Annotated in this window: 24 protein-coding genes and 1 other annotated feature; of the genes, 8 read left to right on the top strand and 16 right to left on the bottom strand. The window is 39.0% G+C overall.

The annotated features are described in order from the left end of the window. The first annotated feature begins 1 nt into the window (after nt 1). The gene (locus JBW_RS06505) at nt 2-1,318 is read left to right on the top strand and encodes a class I adenylate-forming enzyme family protein (protein ID WP_007956892.1); all 1,317 of its coding nucleotides are present in this window, start codon (nt 2-4) and stop codon (nt 1,316-1,318) included. 95 nt (nt 1,319-1,413) lie between these two features. Here the strand turns inward: JBW_RS06505 and JBW_RS06500 are convergent, their stop codons facing one another. Beyond that, a complete protein-coding gene (locus JBW_RS06500) occupies nt 1,414-1,680 on the bottom strand; it encodes a hypothetical protein (RefSeq protein WP_007956893.1) in 267 nt (88 codons plus the stop codon). A gap of 274 nt (nt 1,681-1,954) precedes the next feature. Here JBW_RS06500 and JBW_RS06495 point away from each other — a divergent pair, with 274 nt between their 5' ends. Beyond that, nucleotides 1,955-2,365 (top strand): 3-hydroxyacyl-ACP dehydratase FabZ family protein, encoded by a 411-nt coding sequence (locus JBW_RS06495; protein WP_007956894.1) that lies wholly within the window; start codon nt 1,955-1,957, stop codon nt 2,363-2,365. A gap of 147 nt (nt 2,366-2,512) precedes the next feature. Next, nucleotides 2,513-3,355 carry an aldo/keto reductase gene (locus JBW_RS06490; RefSeq protein ID WP_007956896.1) on the top strand — a complete coding sequence of 281 codons (843 nt, stop codon included), beginning with the start codon at nt 2,513-2,515 and terminating at the stop codon, nt 3,353-3,355. A 69-nt stretch (nt 3,356-3,424) separates the two neighbouring features. Here the strand turns inward: JBW_RS06490 and JBW_RS06485 are convergent, their stop codons facing one another. Genes JBW_RS06485 through JBW_RS06475 form a run of 3 tightly spaced genes read right to left on the bottom strand, consistent with a single transcriptional unit; the run spans nt 3,425 to nt 5,678 of the window. Further along, the gene (locus JBW_RS06485) at nt 3,425-4,546 is read right to left on the bottom strand and encodes an amidohydrolase (protein ID WP_007956898.1); all 1,122 of its coding nucleotides are present in this window, start codon (nt 4,544-4,546) and stop codon (nt 3,425-3,427) included. Nucleotides 4,547-4,569: 23 nt separating this feature from the next. Continuing rightward, complete coding sequence (locus JBW_RS06480; protein ID WP_007956900.1) at nt 4,570-5,022, bottom strand: YjiG family protein; 453 nt, start codon at nt 5,020-5,022, stop codon at nt 4,570-4,572. Further along, on the bottom strand, nt 5,019-5,678 hold the full coding sequence (locus tag JBW_RS06475; protein WP_007956909.1) for a nucleoside recognition domain-containing protein: 660 nt from the start codon (nt 5,676-5,678) through the stop codon (nt 5,019-5,021). The genes JBW_RS06480 and JBW_RS06475 overlap by 4 nt, the downstream gene beginning before the upstream one ends. 468 nt (nt 5,679-6,146) lie before the next feature. Between JBW_RS06475 and JBW_RS06470 the strand changes: the two genes are divergently transcribed. Continuing rightward, nucleotides 6,147-6,722 carry an ATP-dependent Clp protease proteolytic subunit gene (locus tag JBW_RS06470; protein ID WP_007956912.1) on the top strand — a complete coding sequence of 192 codons (576 nt, stop codon included), beginning with the start codon at nt 6,147-6,149 and terminating at the stop codon, nt 6,720-6,722. Between the two features lie 192 nt (nt 6,723-6,914). Here JBW_RS06470 and JBW_RS06465 read toward each other — a convergent pair whose 3' ends face one another. The 4 genes from JBW_RS06465 to JBW_RS06450 form a co-directional block, all read right to left on the bottom strand. Further along, nucleotides 6,915-7,286, bottom strand: coding sequence for an FxLYD domain-containing protein (locus tag JBW_RS06465; RefSeq protein WP_007956914.1), 372 nt, complete (start codon nt 7,284-7,286; stop codon nt 6,915-6,917). Nucleotides 7,287-7,435: 149 nt separating this feature from the next. Next, nucleotides 7,436-10,489 (bottom strand): efflux RND transporter permease subunit, encoded by a 3,054-nt coding sequence (locus tag JBW_RS06460; protein ID WP_007956916.1) that lies wholly within the window; start codon nt 10,487-10,489, stop codon nt 7,436-7,438. Then, nucleotides 10,486-11,550 carry an efflux RND transporter periplasmic adaptor subunit gene (locus tag JBW_RS06455; protein ID WP_007956918.1) on the bottom strand — a complete coding sequence of 355 codons (1,065 nt, stop codon included), beginning with the start codon at nt 11,548-11,550 and terminating at the stop codon, nt 10,486-10,488. The genes JBW_RS06460 and JBW_RS06455 overlap by 4 nt, the downstream gene beginning before the upstream one ends. A 109-nt stretch (nt 11,551-11,659) precedes the next feature. Further along, the gene (locus JBW_RS06450; RefSeq protein WP_007956921.1) at nt 11,660-12,241 is read right to left on the bottom strand and encodes a TetR/AcrR family transcriptional regulator; all 582 of its coding nucleotides are present in this window, start codon (nt 12,239-12,241) and stop codon (nt 11,660-11,662) included. 366 nt (nt 12,242-12,607) lie between these two features. Here JBW_RS06450 and JBW_RS06445 point away from each other — a divergent pair, with 366 nt between their 5' ends. Further along, a complete protein-coding gene (locus tag JBW_RS06445) occupies nt 12,608-13,813 on the top strand; it encodes an MFS transporter (protein ID WP_007956923.1) in 1,206 nt (401 codons plus the stop codon). Between the two features lie 112 nt (nt 13,814-13,925). Here the strand turns inward: JBW_RS06445 and JBW_RS06440 are convergent, their stop codons facing one another. Next, on the bottom strand, nt 13,926-14,765 hold the full coding sequence (locus JBW_RS06440) for a TIM barrel protein (RefSeq protein WP_007956925.1): 840 nt from the start codon (nt 14,763-14,765) through the stop codon (nt 13,926-13,928). Nucleotides 14,766-15,169: 404 nt separating this feature from the next. On the opposite strand from JBW_RS06440, the gene zupT reads away from it, so the two are divergent. Beyond that, nucleotides 15,170-15,994, top strand: coding sequence for a zinc transporter ZupT (gene zupT / locus JBW_RS06435; RefSeq protein WP_007956927.1), 825 nt, complete (start codon nt 15,170-15,172; stop codon nt 15,992-15,994). 175 nt (nt 15,995-16,169) lie between these two features. On the opposite strand, the gene JBW_RS06430 is transcribed toward zupT, so the two are convergent. The 3 genes from JBW_RS06430 to JBW_RS06425 form a co-directional block, all read right to left on the bottom strand. After that, nucleotides 16,170-17,162 carry a beta-ketoacyl-ACP synthase III gene (locus JBW_RS06430; RefSeq protein WP_007956931.1) on the bottom strand — a complete coding sequence of 331 codons (993 nt, stop codon included), beginning with the start codon at nt 17,160-17,162 and terminating at the stop codon, nt 16,170-16,172. 224 nt (nt 17,163-17,386) lie between these two features. Beyond that, nucleotides 17,387-17,527 carry a hypothetical protein gene (locus tag JBW_RS24930; protein ID WP_007956933.1) on the bottom strand — a complete coding sequence of 47 codons (141 nt, stop codon included), beginning with the start codon at nt 17,525-17,527 and terminating at the stop codon, nt 17,387-17,389. Next, a complete protein-coding gene (locus JBW_RS06425) occupies nt 17,520-18,053 on the bottom strand; it encodes a GrpB family protein (RefSeq protein ID WP_007956934.1) in 534 nt (177 codons plus the stop codon). The genes JBW_RS24930 and JBW_RS06425 overlap by 8 nt, the downstream gene beginning before the upstream one ends. Before the next feature lie 250 nt (nt 18,054-18,303). Then, nucleotides 18,304-18,577 (top strand) — a binding site (T-box leader). Between the two features lie 83 nt (nt 18,578-18,660). Between JBW_RS06425 and JBW_RS06420 the strand changes: the two genes are divergently transcribed. Next, entirely contained in the window at nt 18,661-20,061 is a 1,401-nt protein-coding gene (locus JBW_RS06420; RefSeq protein WP_007956936.1) for a sodium:solute symporter family protein, read from the top strand. Between the two features lie 277 nt (nt 20,062-20,338). Here JBW_RS06420 and JBW_RS06415 read toward each other — a convergent pair whose 3' ends face one another. The 3 genes from JBW_RS06415 to JBW_RS25945 all read right to left on the bottom strand — a co-directional run bounded on the left by JBW_RS06415 (nt 20,339) and on the right by JBW_RS25945 (nt 21,886). After that, nucleotides 20,339-20,725: a secondary thiamine-phosphate synthase enzyme YjbQ gene (locus tag JBW_RS06415; protein ID WP_007956938.1), complete on the bottom strand. Its 387-nt coding sequence runs from the start codon at nt 20,723-20,725 to the stop codon at nt 20,339-20,341. A gap of 177 nt (nt 20,726-20,902) precedes the next feature. Then, nucleotides 20,903-21,655, bottom strand: a complete 753-nt coding sequence (locus JBW_RS06410; RefSeq protein ID WP_007956940.1) for a hypothetical protein — start codon at nt 21,653-21,655, stop codon at nt 20,903-20,905. A 102-nt stretch (nt 21,656-21,757) separates the two neighbouring features. Next, on the bottom strand, nt 21,758-21,886 hold the full coding sequence (locus JBW_RS25945) for a hypothetical protein (protein WP_007956944.1): 129 nt from the start codon (nt 21,884-21,886) through the stop codon (nt 21,758-21,760). Nucleotides 21,887-22,699: 813 nt separating this feature from the next. Here JBW_RS25945 and JBW_RS06405 point away from each other — a divergent pair. Continuing rightward, nucleotides 22,700-23,146, top strand: coding sequence for a MarR family winged helix-turn-helix transcriptional regulator (locus JBW_RS06405; RefSeq protein WP_007956953.1), 447 nt, complete (start codon nt 22,700-22,702; stop codon nt 23,144-23,146). A 14-nt stretch (nt 23,147-23,160) separates the two neighbouring features. Here JBW_RS06405 and JBW_RS06400 read toward each other — a convergent pair whose 3' ends face one another. Beyond that, nucleotides 23,161-24,129, bottom strand: coding sequence for a Gfo/Idh/MocA family protein (locus JBW_RS06400; protein ID WP_007956955.1), 969 nt, complete (start codon nt 24,127-24,129; stop codon nt 23,161-23,163). Between the last annotated feature and the right edge of the window lie 206 nt (nt 24,130-24,335).

Genomic DNA, 24,335 nt, shown 5'->3' with positions numbered 1-24,335 from the left:
AATGCTGATTTATAGTGGTTTACATGAAAAGCCAGAAGATAAAATTTGTCTCATGTATGGCAATATACATCTTACCTATCGGCAATTTACTCAACAAGTTGATGATCTTGCCCATCACCTTGCAGTGCAAATAAAAAAGGGTGACAAAGTTTTGCTTAAACTTGCCAACCCTCTTTCCCAACTATGTTATTTCTTTGGGATCATCAAAGCAGGAGGTGCTTGTGTCTTCATCGATACTTCCACCTCGGAAGAAGTATGTGCAGCTCTTATGGACACTCATCAATTAACACTGTATATCGATGAAAGTTTTCAGTTTCCAGCCGCCTCTACTCCATTATTGCCAGAGATTCACCCAGAAGATCTCTTTTTAGGGGCCTTGAGCTCGGGAAGCACTGGAACTCCTAAGTTAATATGGCGTGATCACCAAAGCTGGGCTAGGGCTTTTCCGAGTCAAAGCATGGTTTTTCAACTTTCAAATGCAGATACTCTCTATTTAGTGAGTTCCCTGGTATATACTGCAAACTTGAATGCCTGTCTGCATGTTCTGTTTGAAGGCGGCACTGTGATGTTTGCCAGCACTCACATGCCTCGCACCTGGGTTCGAGAGATAGAATCTTACCATATAAGTGCTATTTTTATGGTGCCTGCAAACTATAAAATTTTGCTTAAGAATATGAAAGCTCCACTGACAAAGCTGCACTCAATAGTAACCTGTGGAGCAAAGATGGATCTGCCGACTCTCCAAGCCCTCCTAGCGTACTTTCCATCAGCAGAAATCTTTGAATACTATGGGGCGAGTGAACTGGGTCATGTGAGTTACTCCACTGCCAAAGATCTTTTAGAACGTCCCGATTCCGTAGGCCGGGCATTCCCTCACGTAATAATCTCAATTGAAGATGATATCATCTGGATCGAAAGTCCCTATATCGCTCCCGCCTATCGACCAAAAGCATCTGTAGAGGATTTAGGCCGATTAGATGAGAGAGGCTATTTATATTTATTGGGACGTAAGCATGGCATCATCAATACTGGAGGCATCAAAGTAATCCCAGAGCAGGTAGAAACAGCTCTGCTCCAATGCCCTGGAATCGCTCAAGTTGTTGTCGGAGGAATTGATGATCCAATACGGGGACAAAAAGTCTGTGCATGGATTGTTAAAAATCAGCCATCTCTGACGGCTGGCGAGGTCCTAGATTTTTGCCATAAGAAAATGCGTCCCCATTATTGTCCTCAAAGAGTTATCTTTCTTGATGAAATACCATTGAATTCAAATGGAAAAATTGATAGAATCAGCCTAAAAAACGCTTCGCATCCTTAAAATATAAAATAATTTTATGAACCACAAAGACGCAAAGGACACAAAGGGAACAAAACTTATACCTTCTCTATTTGAGAAATGACATCGCTATTCTTTTATTTATTTCTTACATATGCTAATAACTTTTCAGTTCCATAGGTAATTGCTCCATATAGTACTCCCCAAAGAAGCCAGGCATCGAGATTTGCAATAAAAGTCTCCCGATTTGTCGTTAGAAATACTAAAGGCAAAAGAAATGAAATAACGATGGCTATATATTTCTTTTTTAAAACAATAGCAGATATTCCTAGAAAAACGGCTATAGCAGGCATGATTCCCATAGTAAGCAAAAAAGGATTCATATCAATATACCTATAAAGCATCTTTCTTCCTCCTTAAAATTCTAGTGTATTCTATTATAACACTAAATAGAAAATTTCTCTTGATCTCAAATCTCCTAGCTTTTGCTGCAGAAAACCATCTTTCTTACTGAATATCATTGAATTTAAATGAAAAAATTGATAGAATCAACTTAAAGAATCGGAAACATTTACACATCATAAAAAGGTCAGAATCTCTCCCTAGAGAATCTGACCTTTTAATTCCCCAATGGACTGTTACCTGTAGAATAACAGATCCTTTTAGGAGGCTTCGTGCATGAAGGCTATTGAAACATTGCTCCCACAACGCTATCCATTTTTATTTGTTGACGAAATTATTTCTGCAAATCGAGATGAGATCATAGGAAGGAAAACCTATGATGCAACCTTTCTATATTTTCAAGAATATTTCCCTGGCAAAAAAATCGTGCCTCATTCCATTCTGATTGAATCCATCGTGCAATGCGGCGGTGCAGGAGTCAATGATACAGGACTATTTACTAAAGCCTTATGGGGTTTAGCATCTATCGAAACTGCTCGTTTTTTCGATTTTGTTGAACCCAATATCCCAGTTACCATGATCGTGAAGAATCTTAAGATTACCGATAAAATACTCAAACAAACCGGAACTGCTTTCTGTGAAGGAAAAAAAATTGTAGATGCAACCTGGCTGTGTCTCAAGTTGTAGAAATTCACTGCCTTATACTGATAAAATATCTGTCACTTAAAAGTGCCTACTTGTGGAAATTCAAAATCAACTATATACTCAACATATAAATGGTATTCTTTAGTAGATATGTTACGTGTATTAATAAAAATAGGAGGTTATCGTATTATGGCAAAGAATCTGCAAGATACAATCACATTAGCGAATGGAGTAAAGATTCCTTGGCTTGGTTTAGGAGTCTTTAAGGTAAAAGAAGGTTCTGAAGTTGTTGACGCTGTAAGGACTGCCATCAAATATGGTTATCGAAGTATTGATACAGCAGCTATTTACGGAAACGAGGAAGGCGTAGGCCAAGGTATTAAAGAGGGTTTGCAGGAAACTGGTATTGCTAGAGAAGACTTGTTTGTAACCTCAAAAGTCTGGAATGCAGATCAAGGATACGACTCCACCTTAGAAGCCTATCAAACAAGCCTAAAAAAACTTGATTTAGATTATCTGGATTTATATCTGATTCACTGGCCAGTAAAAGGAAAATATAAAGATACATGGAGAGCCTTAGAACGCATCTATCATGAAGGGCGAGTTCGCGCCATCGGAGTCAGTAATTTCCATGTTCATCATTTGAAAGATGTATTCCAGGATTCTACCATCAAACCAATGATCAATCAAGTGGAATTTCATCCCCGCCTCATACAGAAAGAACTGCGAGCCTTTTGTAAAGAACAAGGCATCCAGTTTGAAGCATGGTCTCCCTTGATGCAGGGCAGGCTGTTAGATAATCCTACATTACAAGGGATTGCTGACAAATACGGCAAATCAATAGCTCAGGTGATCATACGCTGGGACTTGCAGAATGATGTCGTAACCATTCCTAAATCAATAAAGGAACACCGTATCATTGAAAATTCAAATGTGTTTGATTTCGAGCTGACCAAAGAAGATCTGGAACAAATCGATGCTTTAAATCAAAACCAGCGCGTTGGCTCTGATCCAGACAATTTTAATTTTTAATACGCTAAGCAGCACCACTCTTTCTAGAGTGGTGCTGCTTCATATACGGATGTACTTCGTGTCATACGTTTATTCTTTACCGATACCAATTAGCTCATTCACCATATAAATGAGAATTTGAACACCGTTAATCAGTGCCGCTTGATCAAAGACCATATCCGGACTATGTAATCCAGGCGTTAAATCTGCTCCCAAACCAATATAACCTGTTTTTAAGCTAGGTTTATGCTGGACAAAAAAATGAAAATCTTCGCCTCCAGGAGTGGTAATTGGATCAAGTAAACCGTCTTCTCCCAGCACAGCTACAATGGCTCTTCTTGCTATAATAATAACATCATCATGATAAACAGCTGCCGGACAACCACCTACTAATCGAACCACCCCATGAGCTCCTATGCTAGATGCCCCACCTTCGATTGCTTGTATTGCTTTTTTCTGTAGTTCTTCCATAATCTGATTATCTTGAGCACGTAAATCAAAGGCCATCTTTGCAATGTCGGGAATGGCATTTACCGCGGCCCCTCCCGCTTGTAGTTTCGTAACTTTAACAGTTGCCGGAACAACTGGATTCATGTGAATCGCATTAATGGCATTCACCACTGCCGCAGCACCATCAATCGCATTAATCCCTAAATGTGGTCTAGCCCCATGGCTAGCCTTGCCTTGAATTTCTGCCTCCATTACATAACTGGCTCCATGACACAATGCTGGAGTCGCTTGATTTAGCTTTGCCTCTTGAATGGGTCGTAAATGGATTCCCAGAAGAACATCTACATCATCAATCACACCGTCTTCAATGGTACGAAGGGCGCCAAATAACTTTTCTTCTGCTGGCTGGAATAAAATTTTCACCTTACCCTTTTTAATACCCTGAGCCGCTATGTATTCAGCCACAGTCAGTACCATAGCCGAATGGGCATCATGACCACAAGAATGAATCGCACAGTCTTGATTATTAATATGATGGGCTAACGCATCCATATCCCCACGTAAGCAAATCGTAGGTCCTGGATGACCACTATCTAACATTCCAATTACGCCAGTTCCACCGATTCCTGTTTTTACATCAAAATTTGCTTTTCTAAGCTCCTGGGCCAAATAAGCTGCTGTTTTAAATTCTTCAAAACCAACCTCAGGTATAGTATGAAGAAAACTCCAGACTTCTTTAACTCTTTTTGCTAAATCATTCATAGTAATACCTTCCTATATTTATTTTACGCAAGCAGTCGCATAATGAACATGGAGATTACAGCATTACAAATAGAAATTCCTAACATAATGGGATAATACTTGGGATTGACACCCACCGTGCCTAATAAGCGACCTAAGTATTGAATCTTTGACCCCATGAGGTAAATTGCAGGAATTAGAATCGTAATGTGAGCACCTGTGAGAACACCATTAGTATAAAGAGCATGAGCTACCCCAACAGCCCCTCCCATTGACATCAGAGCGCTAATTAGTACCATAATGGCTTGACCGGGCAAACCAAAGATAGCCATAACAGGAGCAAATACATTCCCTAATAAATCTAATAACCCTGTGAGTTTTAAGATTTGAATACATACATAAGCCATAAGTACATTTGGGATTATATTATTGATCCCCACATGCCAGCCTTTTTTTGCACCATCGACAAAAACATCGATTACTGTTTTATCATTCATGAGCTCAGCTCCTCTTTGCAAAACTTAGTTACATACAGTCGCATAATATTAGCACCAACTATTTTCATTACCAACAGTACAACTAAGGGTATCGACATGGGTACCGTCAAAAATGAAAATAAAGCGGAACCTGAACTTAGATAATTGGTTACTGTACCACCTGCTGTAAATTGAAAGGCCGAAAAAATCAATTTTTCTTTTTCTGTAATTTCGCCAGTATCATATAATACCCGTGTCATTCCCGCTCCAGCATCTGTACTTTGCAGACTGGAAACTAATGCAATACCAGTAATACCGGGGATACCCAGCAATGGACGAAGAATTGGTGATAGTAATTTTTGTGCCGCTTTAAGACCACCAAGATGCTCTACAACTTCAATAATTCCCATAGCTAGCATAACACTTGGAAGAAGACCAAGGGCAAATAAAAAACCATCTTTGGCACCATTGCCACCTATCCCAGCAAAAGTTGCTTTACTTCCATCCTTCATCGTTCCGAATTTTCCACACAGTGTGTCAAAATCAAATGCTGAAATCCAACCTTGTGCACCAGCAAAAATTCCTGAAAATACGATTAGGGCCATTGCTAATGCGATATATCCTTTTATGGAGACTTTCGTATCTGCTGCATTATTTTGTTTCTCTTGTTTATCCACTGGTATACCTCCTATTTCTTATCCTAATATTCTTTGGCAACGGTTTTTCTAACATGTTGACCTTTTTTATTCCTCCTTCTACATCTTCTATATAAAAAATAAGCACCTTGAGTTAATAAACCCAGGCGCCATTGCCAAGTCTCATTTCATATATTCTCGATGTTAATTTCACTACTTTTTGTCTGCTGTAACTACATTTAAATATCCATTTGTTATATTCTACTACATTCAAGAGGTTTCTGCTACTTTTTTTTATATTAAATTTTAAAATATAATCTTTACTTTTAATAAATCACAATTTGTAATGTCCCATGACTTAGATTGTCGTTGTAGAAATTGTCGTTATAATTTTTCGTATAGAGTCAGACAAAAAGCAGGTATTTCTTTCAAGAATAAAGAAGATCAACTTTATATGTTCTCGACAATTTTGATTGCTATAGAGATCACCAAAAGGAAGGAATGATATTTATGGAACACCATGAAAATGAAAGTTATCAAGAAAAACTGCAAGAAAGAATCTTAAAAACCCGGTCTATCATTATTTCTGGAGAAATTACACAAGCGGTAGCAGCAAAAGTAATGGCACAACTATTGATCTTAGAAGAAGCCGGAGATCAGCCAATCAAGTTGTTTCTCAATAGCCAAGGAGGGCATGTTGAGGCTGGCGATACCATTCACGATATGATCAAATTTGTTAAACCACGCGTCATCGTGATTGGTACTGGCTGGGTTGCCAGCGCCGGCATCACCATTTATCTGGCAGCGGCTAAAGAAAATCGTTATTCTCTGCCTAACACTCGTTATATGATTCATCAGCCCCTTGGAGGAGTCCAGGGACAAGCCAGTGACATTCGAATTGAAGCTGATGAAATTATTAAAATGCGCTCTAGAATCAACAAGCTAATTAGTGATGGCACTGGTCAGCCTTTAGAAAAGATAGAAAAAGACACGCAAAGAAATTACTGGCTTGGCGCACAAGAAGCAATCGAATACGGTATTGTAAATCAAATCATTACTGAATCGACAGAGCTAAAGAATCTCTGATCACTAAGATTACAACTAAAAACAACCCCTGCAAATTCTCATCTGAGTTCTTGCAGGGGTTTATGCATTGTAGGTGAAAAAACGTAAGATTTTATGAACCACAAAGGCACAATGCCGCTGATGATCCCCCTTTGTGTCCTTTGCGTCTTTGTGGTTCAAATCGTTTTATTTTTTAAGAATGTGTCAGCTTTATTATTTGATATATACATCTACACTTGTTATGGTCGCTGTAACAGTTCCATCTGGAGCAGATGGATAGAACTCAAATGTAGCATATTCGTCCTTTAAAACATCCCGCAGTATGACAACGCCATGATCAAGCTGTGCTCCATTGGCATCATAAAAACCGCACCTTAGCCCAATGAATTCAACATCTTTACCAGAAACATTTTTCAACGTTCCAACAAAAACATTCGCCCCTTTAGAATCAAAATTCCAACCCGTTCTTTGAAACTTTATTGAATCCGAACTAATTCTTTCGGAAGCGCTGCAAATACCCAGCGTTGCATTCAACATAAATAAAGCAGCTAGGAATAAATACAAATATCTTTTTCTATGTATCATGTTAGCCCCCTTTTGGGTAGGATTACCCATGTAATTATCTTTTGGAATTCAAACACCTTGCTACCTTCCATATTATCATTTTTTCTTTTATTATAAAAGCAGAAAACTCCTGCAAGGCTTGAGAGCGGCCTTTCAGGAGTTTTCCACCTTTAAGAATTCGATTTCGGCTTTACTTTAAACCAGGCAGCATACATGGTGGGCAATACTAATAATGTTAAAATCGTCGCACCTAGCAATCCGCCGGCAATGGCTACTGCCATCGGACCCCAGAAAGTACTAGAGATCAAAGGAATCATGCCTAATATGGCAGCTGCTGCTGTAAGCATAATAGGACGAAATCTTAATATAGCAGAGTCAATGATAGCATCCCAGGGGCTTTCACCCGCTTTGATATGCTGTTCGATCTGATCGATTAAGATAACTGAGTTTCGAATGATCATGCCGCTAAGGGCTAGAATACCAAGCTCAGCGACAAACCCCATTGGCCGCATAGTGAGCAGCATAGAAAGACTGACTCCGATAATGCCTAAAGGTGCCGTGAGAACAGCGAGGATCATAAGGGAAACTTTTTGGAGCTGAATCATCAGCAGCGTTATAATGATGAGTATCATCACCGGAACAGGTTTAAGCAAGAACTCCATGGATTCTTGACTGCGCTCCAATGAGCCGCCAATTGTAATATTATAACCAGGAGGTATGCTTTGACGTAGTGCCGCAAGATCTTTATATACTTTCTTTGTTGCATCATTTCCTGTTATGTCTGGTCCTACATCGGCCTGAACGGTAATGGTCGGCTTAAGATCACGACGCCAAATCATTCCATCTTCCGCATCATAGCTGATTTTGGCAATTTGATCGAGAGGAACAAATTTGCCACTACCAATGTGAATAGGAAGATCTTTAATGGCAGAAAGATCTTTGCGATTTTGAGAATCCATACGAAAGACAATACCGACAGTTTTATCCTGCTCGTAAAACTCCGCAATGGATGCTCCTGATAACTGCGTCTGTAAATCAAGGGCTAAGCTTTGGCTGTTAATCCCCAGCAGCCTTGCCTTATCCTGATCGACTGACAAATGCATAACTTTATTTTTTTCATTCCAGTCAAAATTAATGTTATGCAGATTCGAATTTGCGCGCATTACATCACTGACCTGGTTAGCAATAGCCCGCACCTGCTCATGGTCATATCCGCTAACTCTTAACATCACAGGATAGGGAGAAGGCGGTCCCGTTTGAATCAATTTTACATGTCCTCGCACATTCGCAAAATCCTCTGCAAAAAGAGTATTAATTTTGCTATTTAATGCCTCTCTTGCCGCTAAATCCTTGGCAACAATAACAAATTGAGCATAATTGGCTGCCGGAAGTTTCGGATCAGAAGTTAATACAAAACGCGGTGCTCCTTGCCCCACGTAATAGCTGTAATTGTTAATGTTAGGATCATCCTGAAGCTGCTTGGCAAGCTTTTGGGCTTCCTGCTGAGTCGCTAATAATGAAGAGCCTTCCGGTAACGTCATCTCTACAATCAATTCAGGACGTACAGATGGCGGAAAAAATTCTTGTTTTATCAGTGTAAGCAGACCAATAGAACCAACAAAGCAAGCTACGGTAATACTCAGCACCAATTTACGATGATACAAACACCAAGTAAGTATCTTGCGAAAGAATCGATAAAATCTCGAATCATAAGGATCATGAGCTTTATCTTCTTTCGCTTTTGGATTAATGAGCTTATATCCCAGCAAAGGGGTCACCAAAACCGACACAAACCATGAAATTAACAACGCAATGGTTACTACTGTAAAAATACTACTGGTAAATTCTGATGCAGCCCCTTTCGAAAATCCGATAGGAATAAAACCAGCACAAGTGATTAACGTTCCCGTAAGCATCGGAAAAGCAGTAGCCGTATAGGCATAGCAAGCAGCATCGAATTTACTCCAGCCCTGCTCTAGCTTTACCGTCATCATCTCTACCGCAATAATGGCATCATCGACTAAGAGGCCAAGAGCAATGATCAGCGCCCCTAAAGAGACTTTGTGCAAATCAATACCAAAGGCTTGCATACATGCAAAGATGCCGGCAATTACTAAGGGAATGCACAGAGCCACAACAATCCCAGCCCGAATACCAAGGCTTAAAAAACTAACAATCAGCACAATAATAATCGCTTCTTTAAGAGATTTGGTAAATTCGCCAATCGATTCTTTAACAACCTCCGGCTGATTGGAAACCTGATGAATCTCCAGACCAAGAGGCAAATCCTGCTTAATTTGTATTATGGTTTTCTCCAGATCCTCTCCTAAAGTAAGTACGTTGCCGCCTTTATCCATGGCAAGGGCAATACCGATTGCCGGCTGGCCATTATAATACATCCTTGGTTCCATTGGTTCAGTATAACTGCGCTGAATCTTTGCTACATCTTCCAAACGGAAAGTACGATCATTGGCACGAATCGGCAGGTTCTTAAGATTATCTATATTTTCAAATATCCCGCTAACCCGTAAATATACATTATCCGTTGCGGTTTCTACCATACCGGAGGCTGCCATAGGACTTTGTGTTTTCACGGCATTAATAATTAAATTTGGATCGACGCCAAGTTGCGCCAATTTGCTATTTTCCATCTCAATATAGATTTTTTCCGTTTGTACTCCAATTAAATCTGCCTTCTTAACATTTTTGACCCCAAGCAGCGTTCTGCGCACTTGTTCCGCTTTTTCTCGCATTTCTTCATAGCTGTACCCATCAGAGGTAATGGCATAAATGCAGCCGAATACATCGTCAAAACGGTCATTGAAAGAAGGACCCACAATCCCCTGAGGAAGTGTGCTTTTCATGTCGTTTACCATATTGCGCACTTCCAGCCAAGTAGGGCGGACGTCTTTTTCATTTACTGTATCTTTTAATGTAACATAAATAACAGCTTTTCCCGGTTGAGAATAGCTTCTTAAATAGTAAATACCCGGTACATCCTGCAGTTTTTTTTCAATTTTGTCAGTAACCTGTTCTTCTACCTGAAAAGCGCTGGCTCCTGGCCAGGATACGGAAACAATCATTTGACGAATAACAAAATCAGGATCTTCCATTCTTCCCAATTGCTGATAAGAAAAGATTCCCATGATAAATGTCACCACTACCAAGAAATAAACTAATTGCTTGTGATTCAGTGCCCACTGGGTTAAATTCAGGTTCTTCATATGCGCACCTTCTCTCCTTCATGCAGCTTTTGCACCCCTGCAGTAACAATAACATCTCCATCTTGGAGTCCTTCCAAAACTTGAACCTTATTATCTCCAAATACTCCTACTTTAATAGGACGCAAGGTTACCGCATCATTGACAATGACCCATACATGTGGAATGTCCCCAGTCTGGTAAATGGCCGAAAGAGGAATATAGGTGACCGGTTGACCACCGGGTTGGGCAACCATAACATTGGCTGTCATTCCTAAATTGATGTCAGCAGGAGGATTGACTAAACTAATGCGTACTTTATAAGTTCGAGATACCTTATCGGCAATTGGTGAAATCTCTCTAATATTTCCTTGGGCTGTCACATTCGGCAAAGCCCAGAAGGCAACCTGAATTTGCCCAGCCTTACGCAGCTCATCCACTCGATTTTCAGGAACACTAATTTCAACTTCCCGCTCCCCATCCTTAACCAGAGTAAGTACCGCCTGACCCGAACTTACTATTTGTCCTGCTTCCGCGCTGATACTAGAAACAACACCACCACTATCGGCAACTAATGTGCTGTAACCTAGCTGGTTGCTGCCCTGGGTATATTGAGCGGCAGATTGGCGAACAGAAGCCTGAGCAACCTCATAATTATTTTGATATTGATCCAATTGGGCACGACTGATAGCCCCCTGCTCAAAGAGAGTACGATAGCGCTCCAGATTTGTTGCAGCTAATTGCAATTGAGACTGGGCAGAAGAAACTTGGGCAGAAGAAATGTTGACATTTTGCTGAATATCCTTAGCATCAATTTCCATCAACACATCTCCAGGGCTGACGCTGCTGCCAAGATCAACATTTCTTTTTATAATTTTCCCACTTACTTGGAAAGCAAGCTGGGTTTCATAGCGGCCGCGAACTTCACCAGAATAGTTTGCACTTTGGCCAGAACTGTTTATTTTTACTGCTTCAGAACGGACCAGAGGTATGTCCTCTGTCGTTGTGACTGTCTTGGAACAACCAGATATTAGTAACGATGTCATACTTAAAATTGCAATGGTGTTAATGATGCTTTTCTTCACCTGGATTACCTCCCTATTATATTATCACTTATAAACTATTTTAGTGTTATGGTTTATTCAGGGTAAAACATAACATGATTGACCTAATCATGAATGAAACATAAGGCTGCTATTTCTTCACAAGCGCATGAACAATAAAATCAATTAATACATCTGTATAATATTCTTGTTTATCTTGATCTGTGAGATATTGGCCCGTTTGCATATAACTAAAAGATTGGAACAGCTTAAAACCGGCATATGCTACCACCTTTTCATCCACTTCCCGAAAAAGCCCTTGTTGTTTTCCTTCATTAACAATAGCAGCAATACGAGAGATAATTTCTTGATCAATCAGTGTATGATATTTTCGGCTCAGAAAGGCTGAAAACAAAGCATCATCATTCTTTAGTATCCTGGTTACAAAGGTATCTTCATTGAAGTATGATATTGCACTTTTAATGAGGTGAATTAATCGCTCTAATGGGTCGGCTATTTCACACACTTGGGAAAACAAGATTTCTACGGTTTTATGACATTCCCTTGTTATTAAACAAGTAAACAGATCCTCTTTATCTTTAAAATGCTCATAAATCGTTTTTTTAGAAATTTTACAATCTCTGCTGATTTCGTCCATTGTCGTTTTCTTAAAGCCAAAACGATCCAATCTATCTTTGGCCTTATCAAGGATATTATTTTTTATATCATCCATAATGATCACCTACTTATTTATTGCTGAATTTGAATATCATAAAAATTTGCCATAAATCTCCCTACCCATAAACTATTATAGTATTTTAGTTTCCAAAAGGCAATAAAAAATTTGAGAAAATACTACCGAGGTCCAGAGAAAGAATCCTATTCTTCTACGAATTACAGCTTCCATTATTCCCTTGTCTTTTGGTTTTAGACGCCGTATATTAAGGCTACCATATTTTTATTTGGAACCCTGCAGGAATTCTTTATTAATCTGGAAAATATGTATAAGATTGAAAGTTAACGCTACTATTTGCTAAGTAGTGACCTATAAATATTTAGCTGGCTTTCAAATTTTTCAGGTAATAGTGGAGTGATATAATTGCCTAATCTATTTAAAAATGTTCCCAGAACCATTTGGCTTATTGCACTTGGGCATTTAGTTGCAGATTTATCGCCAGGAGCGCTTTATGTAGCACTCCCCTTTTTAAAAGCCAAATTTGCTTTATCTTACGCACAGGTGAGCGCTATTGTATTGACGCAAAATTTAGCATCTTCGGTCAGCCAGCCGTTGTTTGGATATATAAGTGATCAAAAGCACCGTCTTTGGCTAATGCCCGTAGGCTGTATGATTACAGGGATATTTATGGCTGCCTCTTTATTAGTTCCTAGTTATTATTTAGTGATGACATGTACGGCGATTAGTGGTTTGGGAAATTCAGCATTTCATCCTGAAGCTGCGAAAACAGTCAATTTTATTGGTGGGCAAGAAAAAGGTAAAGCAGTTAGCCTCTTTTCCTTGGGAGGCTATGCAGGTGTTGCATTGGGATCTATGCTTCTAGCGGTGCTGCTTTTAGGAGGTCAAAGCCCTCGAATTCTGATTTATACCTTTCCCAGCATTATTATTGGTGTTGCTTTATTTTATGAGATTAATAAAATACCATGTCCAAAAGTCAAAGGGAAAGGAAGCTTGGGAACACTTAAAGAATGTGTTAACTGGCCGCTATTGGCTTTGCTGGGTATGATTCTAACCCGCGCCACTGTTACATCTGGGATTAGTACCTTTGTACCGTTATACTATGTTTCCCATTTAGGAGGAAGTGAGATTTACGCCAGTTCTCTTCTTACTGTATATTTAGCGGCCGGCGCAGTGGGAACTATGTTTGGAGGAATACTGAGCGACAAGTACGGTAGCAAGTTGGTTATGCTGTATTCTATTCTGCCCATTGCTTTATTAATGTATTGGTTTTTATCGGCTAGCGGAATATGGATTTTTATCATTTTGGCTTTTGTAAGTATTTTGTTATCAGCAACTGCGACCAGTAGTTTAGTATTGACTCAAAGAATGATGCCAAAAAATATAGGGCTGGCATCAGGCTTTACCCTTGGATTTAGCGTAGGATTAGGAACTATGGGGGTTTTAGGTTTAGGATGGGCTGCAGACCATTGGGGAATTGCTTTAGTCTTCGATATACTAATTTTACTGCCGGTAATTGGTTTTATTCTTACAATGTTTATCAAAGAACCTCAACATCATTTAGAAGCCACAAATACGATGATAAACGTTTGTGATCCTAGAAAAAATTAATTATATTTCCATTTTATTCCATTACTACTAAAATACAAATCCTGCAAGGCTAATTTGCTTTGCAGGATTTGCATTTCCAATGGAAAACCATCTCTGTAATTCTACTTAGATCTTATAATGTTTCGTATGTCTTTTTCAATAATAAAGCATCATATTCAACTCTTGGACCTTCACATATAACGCAGCCTTTCACATTGAAATCTTTTAGTGCTTGTAAGCAGGCTTTAAAGTTGAAGTCACTTTCCGCTAAGGGAAGGTGATTCCTCTCACCTTTTTCGCTGTACTGAATTCCGCCCATATGAATATGAAGATCATTTAAAGCAACCTGCCCTAATTCATCTGCTATATATTGAAGTAGTTTGGCAAAATCATCATACCCCTTTAAGCTGCCGTTGTTTCTCGCATGTATGTGAGCAAAATCAACACATAGTTTGCACGAACTGACTTCTTTACACAAAGATACTAATTCTTCAAGTGTTCCGAATTGCGTTCCTTTTCCAGTAGTCTCTAATCGATAATCAATTCCTTTATATGGCAATCTGGATAAATTTTGTCGTATCGTATCATACGTCATCTCTTTAGAATCCTTCAGATAAAACCCTGGGTGGAAAATAAGACTTCGCCCTTGGACTTTGGCTAGAGCCTCTGCCGCATTTATGATTCTTTGCATTGACTCCTCTTGTTTCTTCCACTCATCTGCATTTAAATTTATATAATAGGACCCATGAGCCGATAAATAAAAGTCATTTTTGAGTTTGTTTTCCAATATAGCATCTTTGTTCTTATCCGATACATTGACAGACCTGACAAAAAGAAGTTCCATTGCATCAAGACCAAAACTTTTCAAATAGGTTATCCCGGATGCATAGTTAAATTTCTGACCATTACCGATGGGAAGACCAGATATCCCAAAAAGAAGTCTATTTATCCCCCTCACCTTCCTGTTAAACATGCCATTTTATCCTTCATTACCCACAGCGATTAAGATGAGCACCTCAATCCGACAACTACATAATCATTTCCGAGGAAATAGTAACTAGACCATTATATACAAACTGATGCTATGATTCTTCGTTAGTCTGATTCACAAATGTTTCGATTATACGTTTCATATAGTTGACGCTATCAGCACACAGCAAGACAAGGAAGAAAAAAACTACAAGCCAAAATTGAGCAATTACAAAAACAAATTAATGAATTAAAGAGATAATAGGATAGACCGTACAAGGGTTCATAATCCCTGCACGGTCTTATTTTTTGTTTAAGTGATTACACCTACCACCAATCTAAGACGGCTAAAGTGCAGGAAAGTAAAAGAAAGAAATAGAATAAGAGCAAAAAAGGGAGGCATATAATATGGCGACAGAAAATCTATGGGCAGCCTTTGGTCTTACTCTATTTGCCGGGTTATGTACAGGAATTGGGAGTGCACTGGCCTTTTTGACAAAACGAACGAATAAAAAATTTCTTTCACTCGCATTAGGATTTTCAGCAGGTGTAATGATTTATGTTTCCATGATAGAAATATTTAGAAAAGCGCAGGATTCTTTAATACTAGGGCTTGGCGAGAAAATGGGATCGTGGATTACCGTGATATCCTTTTTCGGGGGTATGTTGTTTATTGCTGCAATTGATAAACTAATTCCTTCCCATGAAAATCCACATGAAATGCATAGCGTTGAAGAAATTGCCGGCTCAGAAAAAGCAATACTGCTTCCTACCAATGAAAAAAAATTGCTTCGTATGGGGACTTTTACAGCTCTAGCCGTGGCCATTCACAATTTCCCAGAAGGATTTGCAACGTTAATTGCATCATTACAAGATCCTGCTCTAGGAGTAAGCATTGCTATCGCTGTAGCCATTCACAATATCCCAGAAGGAATTGCAGTGTCGATTCCTCTTTATTACGCAACAGGCAGTCATAAAAAAGCCTTCTATTACTCTTTTCTTTCCGGATTAGCAGAACCTGCTGGTGCAATTATTGGGTATTTGATTTTAGCGCCGTTTATGACAGATACCCTCTTTGGTATCGTTTTTGCAGGCGTGGGCGGCATCATGGTTTTTATTTCAATAGATCAATTATTACCTACTGCCCGAGAATACGGAGAGCATCATTTATCTATTTATGGTCTGGTCTTAGGGATGATGCTTATGGCTGTCAGTCTATTACTATTTATGTGATGAAAAAAACGCTTCGCGTCCTTTAAAACATAGAAAGTAAACCGAACCGCAGAGGCGCAGAGAACACTGAGAAAAAATAGATAAGGTTAAAAATCTCTGTGCCCTCTGTGTTCAACGTTCCCCTAAACTTATAAATTCTGATACTATAAGAAAAACGCTATGCATCCACTAATTTTTATTTGCACCATTTCATAATGCTGGACGCCCAGGTTAATCCTCCGCCAAAACCTGCTAACGCAACAATATCACCCGATTTAATTGTCCCTGATTTTACAGCCTCATCAAGAGCGATTGGTATTGAAGCTGCAGAAGTGTTTCCATACTTATTAATGTTTACTACTACTTTTTCCATTGGCATACCAAGCCTTTTCGCTGCTGATTGAATGATGCGAATATTCGCTTGGTGAGGCACAAGATATGTGATGTCACTCGCAGTAAGATTTGCATTCTTCAAGGCTTTGAGAGTGGTTTCCCCCATTACCTTGACCGCAAATTTAAAAACCTCATTTCCGCTCATATGAATAAAATGTTGTTTCTGCAATATCGTTTCATTCGTTGCAGGATGACGTGAACCACCAGCCGGTATTTTCAAAAGTTCTGCACCACCGCCATCTGCCCCCAAATCCACTCCTAAAATACCATAGCCTTCTGGTGTCTCACCTAGAACAGCAGCTCCTGCTCCATCACCAAACAGCATCCCTGTATTACGATCGCTCCAATCTGTAAATCGCGAAAGGGTTTCTGCGCCAATTACTAGCACTTTACGATACATACCTGCTTTAATAAATTGGCTACCCGTTATCATGGCATATAGAAATCCGGAACAAACCGCAGAAATATCAAAGGCAGCAGCGTTTACTGCTTTGATATTCTCCTGTACTACACATGCTGTTGCCGGAAACACCATATCCGGTGACGCCGTTGCTACGATAATTAAGTCTATGTCCGCTGCGGAAAGTTTAGCATCCTCTAATGCTTTTTGACCGGCTTTTGTAGCTAAATCTGACGTAGATTCATTCTCTGCCGCAACACGCCGTTCATGAATCCCTGTACGCTCAACAATCCATTGATCAGAGGTATCCATTCTTTGTTCCAATTCCTTATTCGTCATGATCCGTTGAGGCACATAAGACCCTAGACCAATAATGCCAACGCATTTTTTATTCATATCATAGCCCTCCCATTGTTTAAAACTCTTAAGTTACTCTTAAAAATGCCACTTCTAACTCCCATTATAGCACCTGGTATTAATACCAGGCAATATTTTTTACTATATCACTTATAGCCATTCCCCAGAATGGGCGAAATAATTAATCGTAAAATGGCACCAGGTATCCTTTGCTACCTGGTGCCATCTAATTTTGCTTTTTTTATTAAATTTTGCTTAACTTTCTATTCGGCAAGCCAGGCCCCCATTCGCCTGGCATCCGCCCCTACTATTTCTTCTGCCATTGCAGCTGTAGCTCCTTGCATACGAAGACTGCCATTAATGCAAATTTGCTTTCTACTGTTTTTACATAAATGCTCAAACATGCTGTAAGGCTAACTCCTTTTCTCTTCTGGCAGCATCAATTATCTTTTGTATAAACCCAATTTTTGAACAGGTAAATTTTGCAATATTGCCACCATTCCTTTTATTAAAACACTTTTCAACTTTACCATATTCAAAAGCGAGCTCAGGATGATCACGCAAATAATCACGCAGCAAAAATTCATTGCGCAAATAAAAATCATCATCATAAGGAAGAATATGCAAGTTATGTGTCCAAATGCCATTCTCATATTTTTTAAACAAATATCGATCATTCATATCGATTTGCATATAGCTATAGTCCTTTAAACTAAACATCGATTGATAAAAGCCAAATCCCCTAAAAGGTAGAACACCAATCAAGATAGCGATTACCGATTTTGCTTCTTGCTGAGGAATCGCTGTGCTCCCTACATGCTCAATAGCGACTGCATGAGAGCCAAGGATCATCCGTATATTTTTTTTTTCTTTCTCGAAAGCTTGTCCCCAATCCCAGTCACATTCCATAACTTTCATTGCATTTTTCATATGATCTCCTCCAAATTGATAGCTATTGTTAAATTTACCAAATATTACCTTTTATGATATGTTTGCGATTAAATAACAAAACTCCTGCAAAGTTAAGATATATTTTGCAGAAGTTTCTCAAAGATTTCTCTAATGAAAAGATACAGTTTGAAGGTTAATACTAAAAAAACATTGAAATCTGAAAACAGCAGTACATTGGGTATTGACAATCGTATGTGAAAACATTATAATCGTAACAATACTATATACGATATTGGTGATGACGGAAAAAAGTAATTGTGCCCTTTTCATGCAGAGAGCTAGTGGCTGGTGTAAACTAGTTGAAAATACACAATGAAGTTCCTTCCCGAACTGCAGGCTGAAAAACACAGTAGGTCTTGCCGTATTGTCTACGTTACAGACATAGAGCTGATCTTATGATCGAACTAGGGTGGTACCGCGGTGATTCGTCCCTTATACGGTATCGCTTTTTATTTTGTCTAAGATCAAATTTGGGTGGTACCACGGTCACTATCGTCCCTCTTTTTAGAGGGGCGTTTTTTCTTTTATAGCTGGCATAAAAGAAAATAGCTGAAAAATACTCTATACCTTAAGGAGGTTTACACACATGAATATTCCATTTCTAATTGTATGCATATACATTCTGCTGCTCTTTATTATTAGTTATTTTGCTCAACGGCGGTCTGCTGGCAGTGCCACCAATTATATCCTGGCAGGCAGACAGCTTACAACCCCACTGATTACCGTATCCATTGTAGGTCTTGCCGTTGGCGGAGCGTCAACCATTGGTGTGGCAGAACAAGCTTATAAAGTCGGCCTCTCTGCAGGCTGGTATACAACGGCTTGGGGTCTTGGAGCCATCACCATGGGAATGTTGGTTGCAAAAAAATATCGCCAGCTTAATATCACCACGATACCCGAACTTTTAGGCAGATACTATGATAAAAAAGGTATGATCGCAGGTATCGCCTGTCAAATACTCATTCAACTAGTCGTTATGTCGCTTCAATACCTGGCAGGCGGCAGTATTCTTTGTGCTTTAATGCCTGAAATCTTTACACTAACTACCGGCATGCTTACAAGCGCCGTCGTATTTATTAGTGTTACGATGACTGGAGGCATGTGGTCAGCTAGTCTTTCCAATCTTTTAAACGTATCATTAAAATACATTGGTATTATCTTAGCTACAATTGTCAGCGTAACACATGCAGGTGGTCTTAAAAACATTGAAGCTCAGCTGCCTGCAAATGTACCTTATCTCAGCTTCTTTGACGGCGTAGGTATCACCGGCATTATCACCTGGATACTCGTATTAGTAACTGTCAACTTATCTTTACAGAGCATTATTCAGATTTCTTTGGGTGCTAAAGACGTTCAAACAGCTCGCCGTGGTTTTGTGATTGGCGGCTTGATGATGCTGCCCATTGGTTTTGTCAGTGCACTACTGGGCATCATCGCAAAAACCATGTTTCCCGATGTAAGTCCTGCTATGGCCCTTCCAATGACCATCATGTCATTGAACCCTGTATTGGCAGGGATTACGTTAGCAGCTTTATGGGCAGCTGACGTATCCACAGCTTGTAGTCTGCTCCTCAGCTCAGCAACCTTGTTTTCCCAAGACATTTACAAAAAGTTTATTAATCCTGATCTGAGCGATAAAACGTTTCTGGTTGTCACAAAGGCATCCGTACTCATTTTAGGGTTATTAACCCTGATTCTCGCTATGACCATTAGCGGTATTATCACTACCCTTATGATTGGTCTTAGCTTAACGGCTTCCTTTAGTGTGATTGTTCTCTTTACCTTATTCGCCCCCTCTCTTTGCCGCAGAAACGCTGCATTTTATACCATTATGGTAAGCTTAGTGGTTTTAATCCTCTGGCAGGCCGTTCCTTCCGTCCGCATCTTCCCGCACGTGATTTATCTGGAATGGATTGCTTGTATCGGAACCTTCTTATTAACGTATCTACTGGATTCAAAGGTTATTACAGCCTCTGAATGCGCCTAATAAAAGCAATAAGAAAATGCTACGCGCCCTTTAAAACATAGAAAGTAAACCGAACCGCAGAGACGCAGAGAACACTGAGAAAAAATAGATAAGGTTAAAAACCTCTATGCTCTATGCGAACTCTGTATCCTCTGCGTTCAACGTTCCCTTAAGCTTATAAATTCTTATCTTATAAAAAACGCCTGCAAGGATTCTACATACGAGAATTCCTGCAGGCGTTTTATTTTCAATACATATCCCTAAGCAAGAATTAAGCTGCTTATAGAATAATATTATGCTACAAGATCGTTACACAAACCTTTCGTTTTCGCGGACCATCAAATTCGCAAAAATAAATCCCCTGCCAAGTTCCCAGATGCAGACTTCCATTCAGTATGGGAATGGTAACGGATGACCCAATCATAGACGCTTTCACATGAGCACGAGAATTCCCTTCACTATGCTGATAATCCAGTTCCGGTACCATATGATTGAGTGCGAGCAGCATATCCTTTATCACATCAGGATCAGCATTCTCATTAATCGTTACTCCTGCCGTCGTGTGAGAGACAAAAACTTGACACAAATTCTTCTCGCCCTGATTTTGCCTCAATAGATCTGCCACCTGACTAGTAATATCGATAAATCCCTCACGCGGAGTGTGAATCATAAATTCTTTCAGCATAGTAAGCCTCCATATAACTCATAACTATATAAGAAAAATATTAACATATTTTTAAAAACATATAAAACGAATCGAACCACAAAAACACAAAGGACACAAAGGGTTTTATTTTTATTTTTTTGTGCACTCCTTTGTGTGCCGCACTAGCGGCATTGTGCCTTTGTGGTTCAAAATGTTTTATTTTTTAAAAGGCAGTTTATCAAAAGCTACATTTAAAATACGCTTCATTACTGATTCTGGACCAGAATGATCGTATTCTTTTCCAAAAGCGCTGGATATACGGTCTCTTCTATCTGAATACTTCCATACATCTTTCCAAGTGCGAGCATCAACAATTCGAAATCGCAGGTCGGCGCTATCGTAAATCCGATAACCAGCATCATAGTGAACAACAACAGATCTTGGAACTTCCATCCAGCCAGAATACGCCTTTCCATCTGCTGTTACTCCCCCATATCGAACTCTGTCAATAACAGTCTCCGTTGAATAATACGCATCATAATGTTCATAGAACCAGCCAAAATCATGAACCTCTGTAAATAGTACAAGATCGGCATACTTTGGTATTGCTTTAATTAGATCTCCCGACATATCAGGCCCTATTACAGCATCTACTGGAGTATTAGGATCAGCCTTTATTCTTTCTATAATATAAGGCAAAGTGACATAGTGAAATCCAGTTACCTTTTCCCATCTTCTCGCCAACATATCCTCGATCTTTATTTGCACATCCGGATAGTTATGAAACTGATTCTTGCCGCTAATATCAAATCCATCATAAATAAATTCAGTATCCATAATTAGAATGGTTTTCACTTTTGTGAAGTCGTAAGTGTTCTCTTTCCATTCGGTCTGCTTCGCTAAGGCTATTGGAGAAATTCCAGAAAGAATACATATCATTACAATAAAAATCTTTATTGCAGTACTCATATTATATTCCTCCTTTTTAAAATGACTTGTATATGTATTTTTTATTTCTATTATAAGGGAGAATGGTAATAATTGAAATCATTTTATCCGATGGCCCACTGATTATTTCTCTTCATAATACTGAAGCAATTCCGTAACAGTTACAAACTCATAGCCGCGAGACTCCAGACTTTCAATAATAAACCAAAGGGCTTCTGGCGTTGTGGATGGAATTCCTCTGCATATTTCCATCAGTAACTCCTTTATGTTAAAGTGAGCTCCACTGCAGGCGAAGTTTAAATTCCAACTCTAATAGTGTATACGCATGATAATTTTAAAATATACTACGATAAAAAAATGCTACACCCAGATCTGCTCTATTTGAGAGCAGCTCTGAGTGTAGCATTTTTTTAGTAATTTTCTTATGCTTCTACAATTCCTAAAAACTTTAAAAGATATATAACTCCAACAAGGAGTGCTACATTTTTAATTTGATGTAATTCATGAATATTCATCTAATCACCTAATTTCCTTTTGATTTATTCTTCTCCTATTTCTTCCTAATATTAGCATAAATCATTTTGATAATGATTACCTCTACCGAAAGGTATAGTTTTCCATTTTTTTTACTGAACAAGAGCACTAATAACCTATTCTTTGGACATATACAGCAAATCGAACTATAAACATGCAGAGGAGGCACAACGTGGAACCTACCTATAGCTTATTTTTTGTGTTATTTTGTCATTGAGAGCAGAGCTTAGCAATCTAAGGGATTGCTAAGCTGTGATCGCTAGTGACAGATTGGTGAACTTATCCTCTAGAATGTATAAAACAAAATAGGCAAAAAGTTCTGTTAGAACTTTTCGCCTTCAATTTTCTTTTGATCAGCTTTTTTCAATATATACTATTTAATTTTGTCTGTCAAGAGCAAAATTATTATATCTTCCTTATCACCTTTTTGTTTGTTGACAGGCTACATCATTCCCTTTACAATGAAACCATCATATGTGCATATACACACGGCTAAACGCTGCAATATTCCATAAGAAAGGTGACCATCTAATGAAAAATAATAATGAACATCATCATCCTAAAAAACCCAGCCCTTGCAATTGCTTGAATATTAGGCGAGCCTCTAGAGCTGTTACCCATTTTTATGATAAGATTCTACAACCTAGCGGAGTTACCATTAGTCAATTATCCTTATTAAAGCATCTTAAACAAGTCGAGCCGATCACAATCAGCGAATTGGCTAACGTCATGCGCATTGATCGAACAACATTGAATCGGAACATGAAACCATTAGTAGATCATGACTTAATAACAATCACTCCTGGTCAAGACCCCAGAACCAGACAAGTGGCGATGACCCCAAAAGGAACAACCACCACAAACAGTGCATCACAGCTTTGGGATAAAGCCCAAGCCTCTGTTAAAGACTATTTGGGAGAAACCGATCTGGCTGTGCTAGTTAAATTACTTTCAAAACTAGAGGCATTAGTTCCTTAGTAAGACTAACTGCTTTATTCAAAGGGATATCGTATTCCCCATCGAGATCGAACTTCATCCATGATTTCCATGACATCCATGGATAATTCTACGGTATCCATTTTAGCTTTGTTCAAGATGCATTGATTCATGTCTTCCACTTCATATACCAATGCTTTTTCGGTTTCACCAGCTTCTATCACTTCCACTTTTCCGTCTAGATAGTGTATCGTAGCCTCCGATGCTCTTGGAAAATTATCGATTGTAATAAATCCTAATTCTCCTGCTATAACACCTCGTTTTGGCATTTTTGCTCTCATCGTTAGAGAAATCACTGCCATTTCATCCTTGGAGTTTTTAAGCAGGATACCTGACTGCTCATCTACACCCGTTTCGAACTTTTTCGCAGTAGTCAGTACCTCGTAGGGTTGGCTGGAAAGGAAGTATCTGGCGAAAGACAAAGCATACGTGCCAATATCAAGAAGTGCGCCCCCTGCCAATTCTTTACTAAAGAATCGATTGGTAACATCGTATTCTTTGCAACTTCCAAAAGATACCTGAATCATTTTAAGTGTGCCAATTTTCCCTGAGGTAACAATATGACGCAGCTTTTTTAGTAATGGCATGTGATACACAGTCATAGCTTCTGCAACGACTAAACTCTTTTGCTCTGCTGTAGCAACAATTTCTCTTAATTGCCTGCTATTCACAGTAATAGCCTTTTCACAAAATACATGCTTATTGTTATGGAGGCTCTTCATTATAAATTCATAATGATTACTATGCGGTGTTGCGATATAAACTACATCAATTCCAGGATCATTCAGCATTTCTTCGTAATTGCCATAGACCTTTTCAATATGATAAATACTTGCAAAGGCCTTTGCTTTTTCAAGATTTCTTGCGCCTACTGCATAGATACTGCCATTCACTTCCCTGATTGCTTTTGCAAAATCCAAGGCGATTGCCCCAGGACCTAAAATTCCCCACTTTAATGTAGTCATATGCTCACCTCAAAAAAGATTTTTCTAACGAATTTCTTACCACATTGCTGCTTCTTTTCTATGCATATCAATTTAAATGACCACTTTTATATTCTTCCAATTTATACTATTTTCACAGTACAATGCAAAACTCCTGCAAAGCGAACAACTTTGCAGGAGTTTTTATAAGAAAGCACAGTTGAAAAGGACTACTCCCATCAAATTTG

This window comes from Pelosinus fermentans JBW45 (assembly GCF_000271665.2).
Taxonomy (GTDB): domain Bacteria; phylum Bacillota; class Negativicutes; order DSM-13327; family DSM-13327; genus Pelosinus; species Pelosinus baikalensis.
This window is presented reverse-complemented; position numbering and strand designations above follow the sequence as displayed.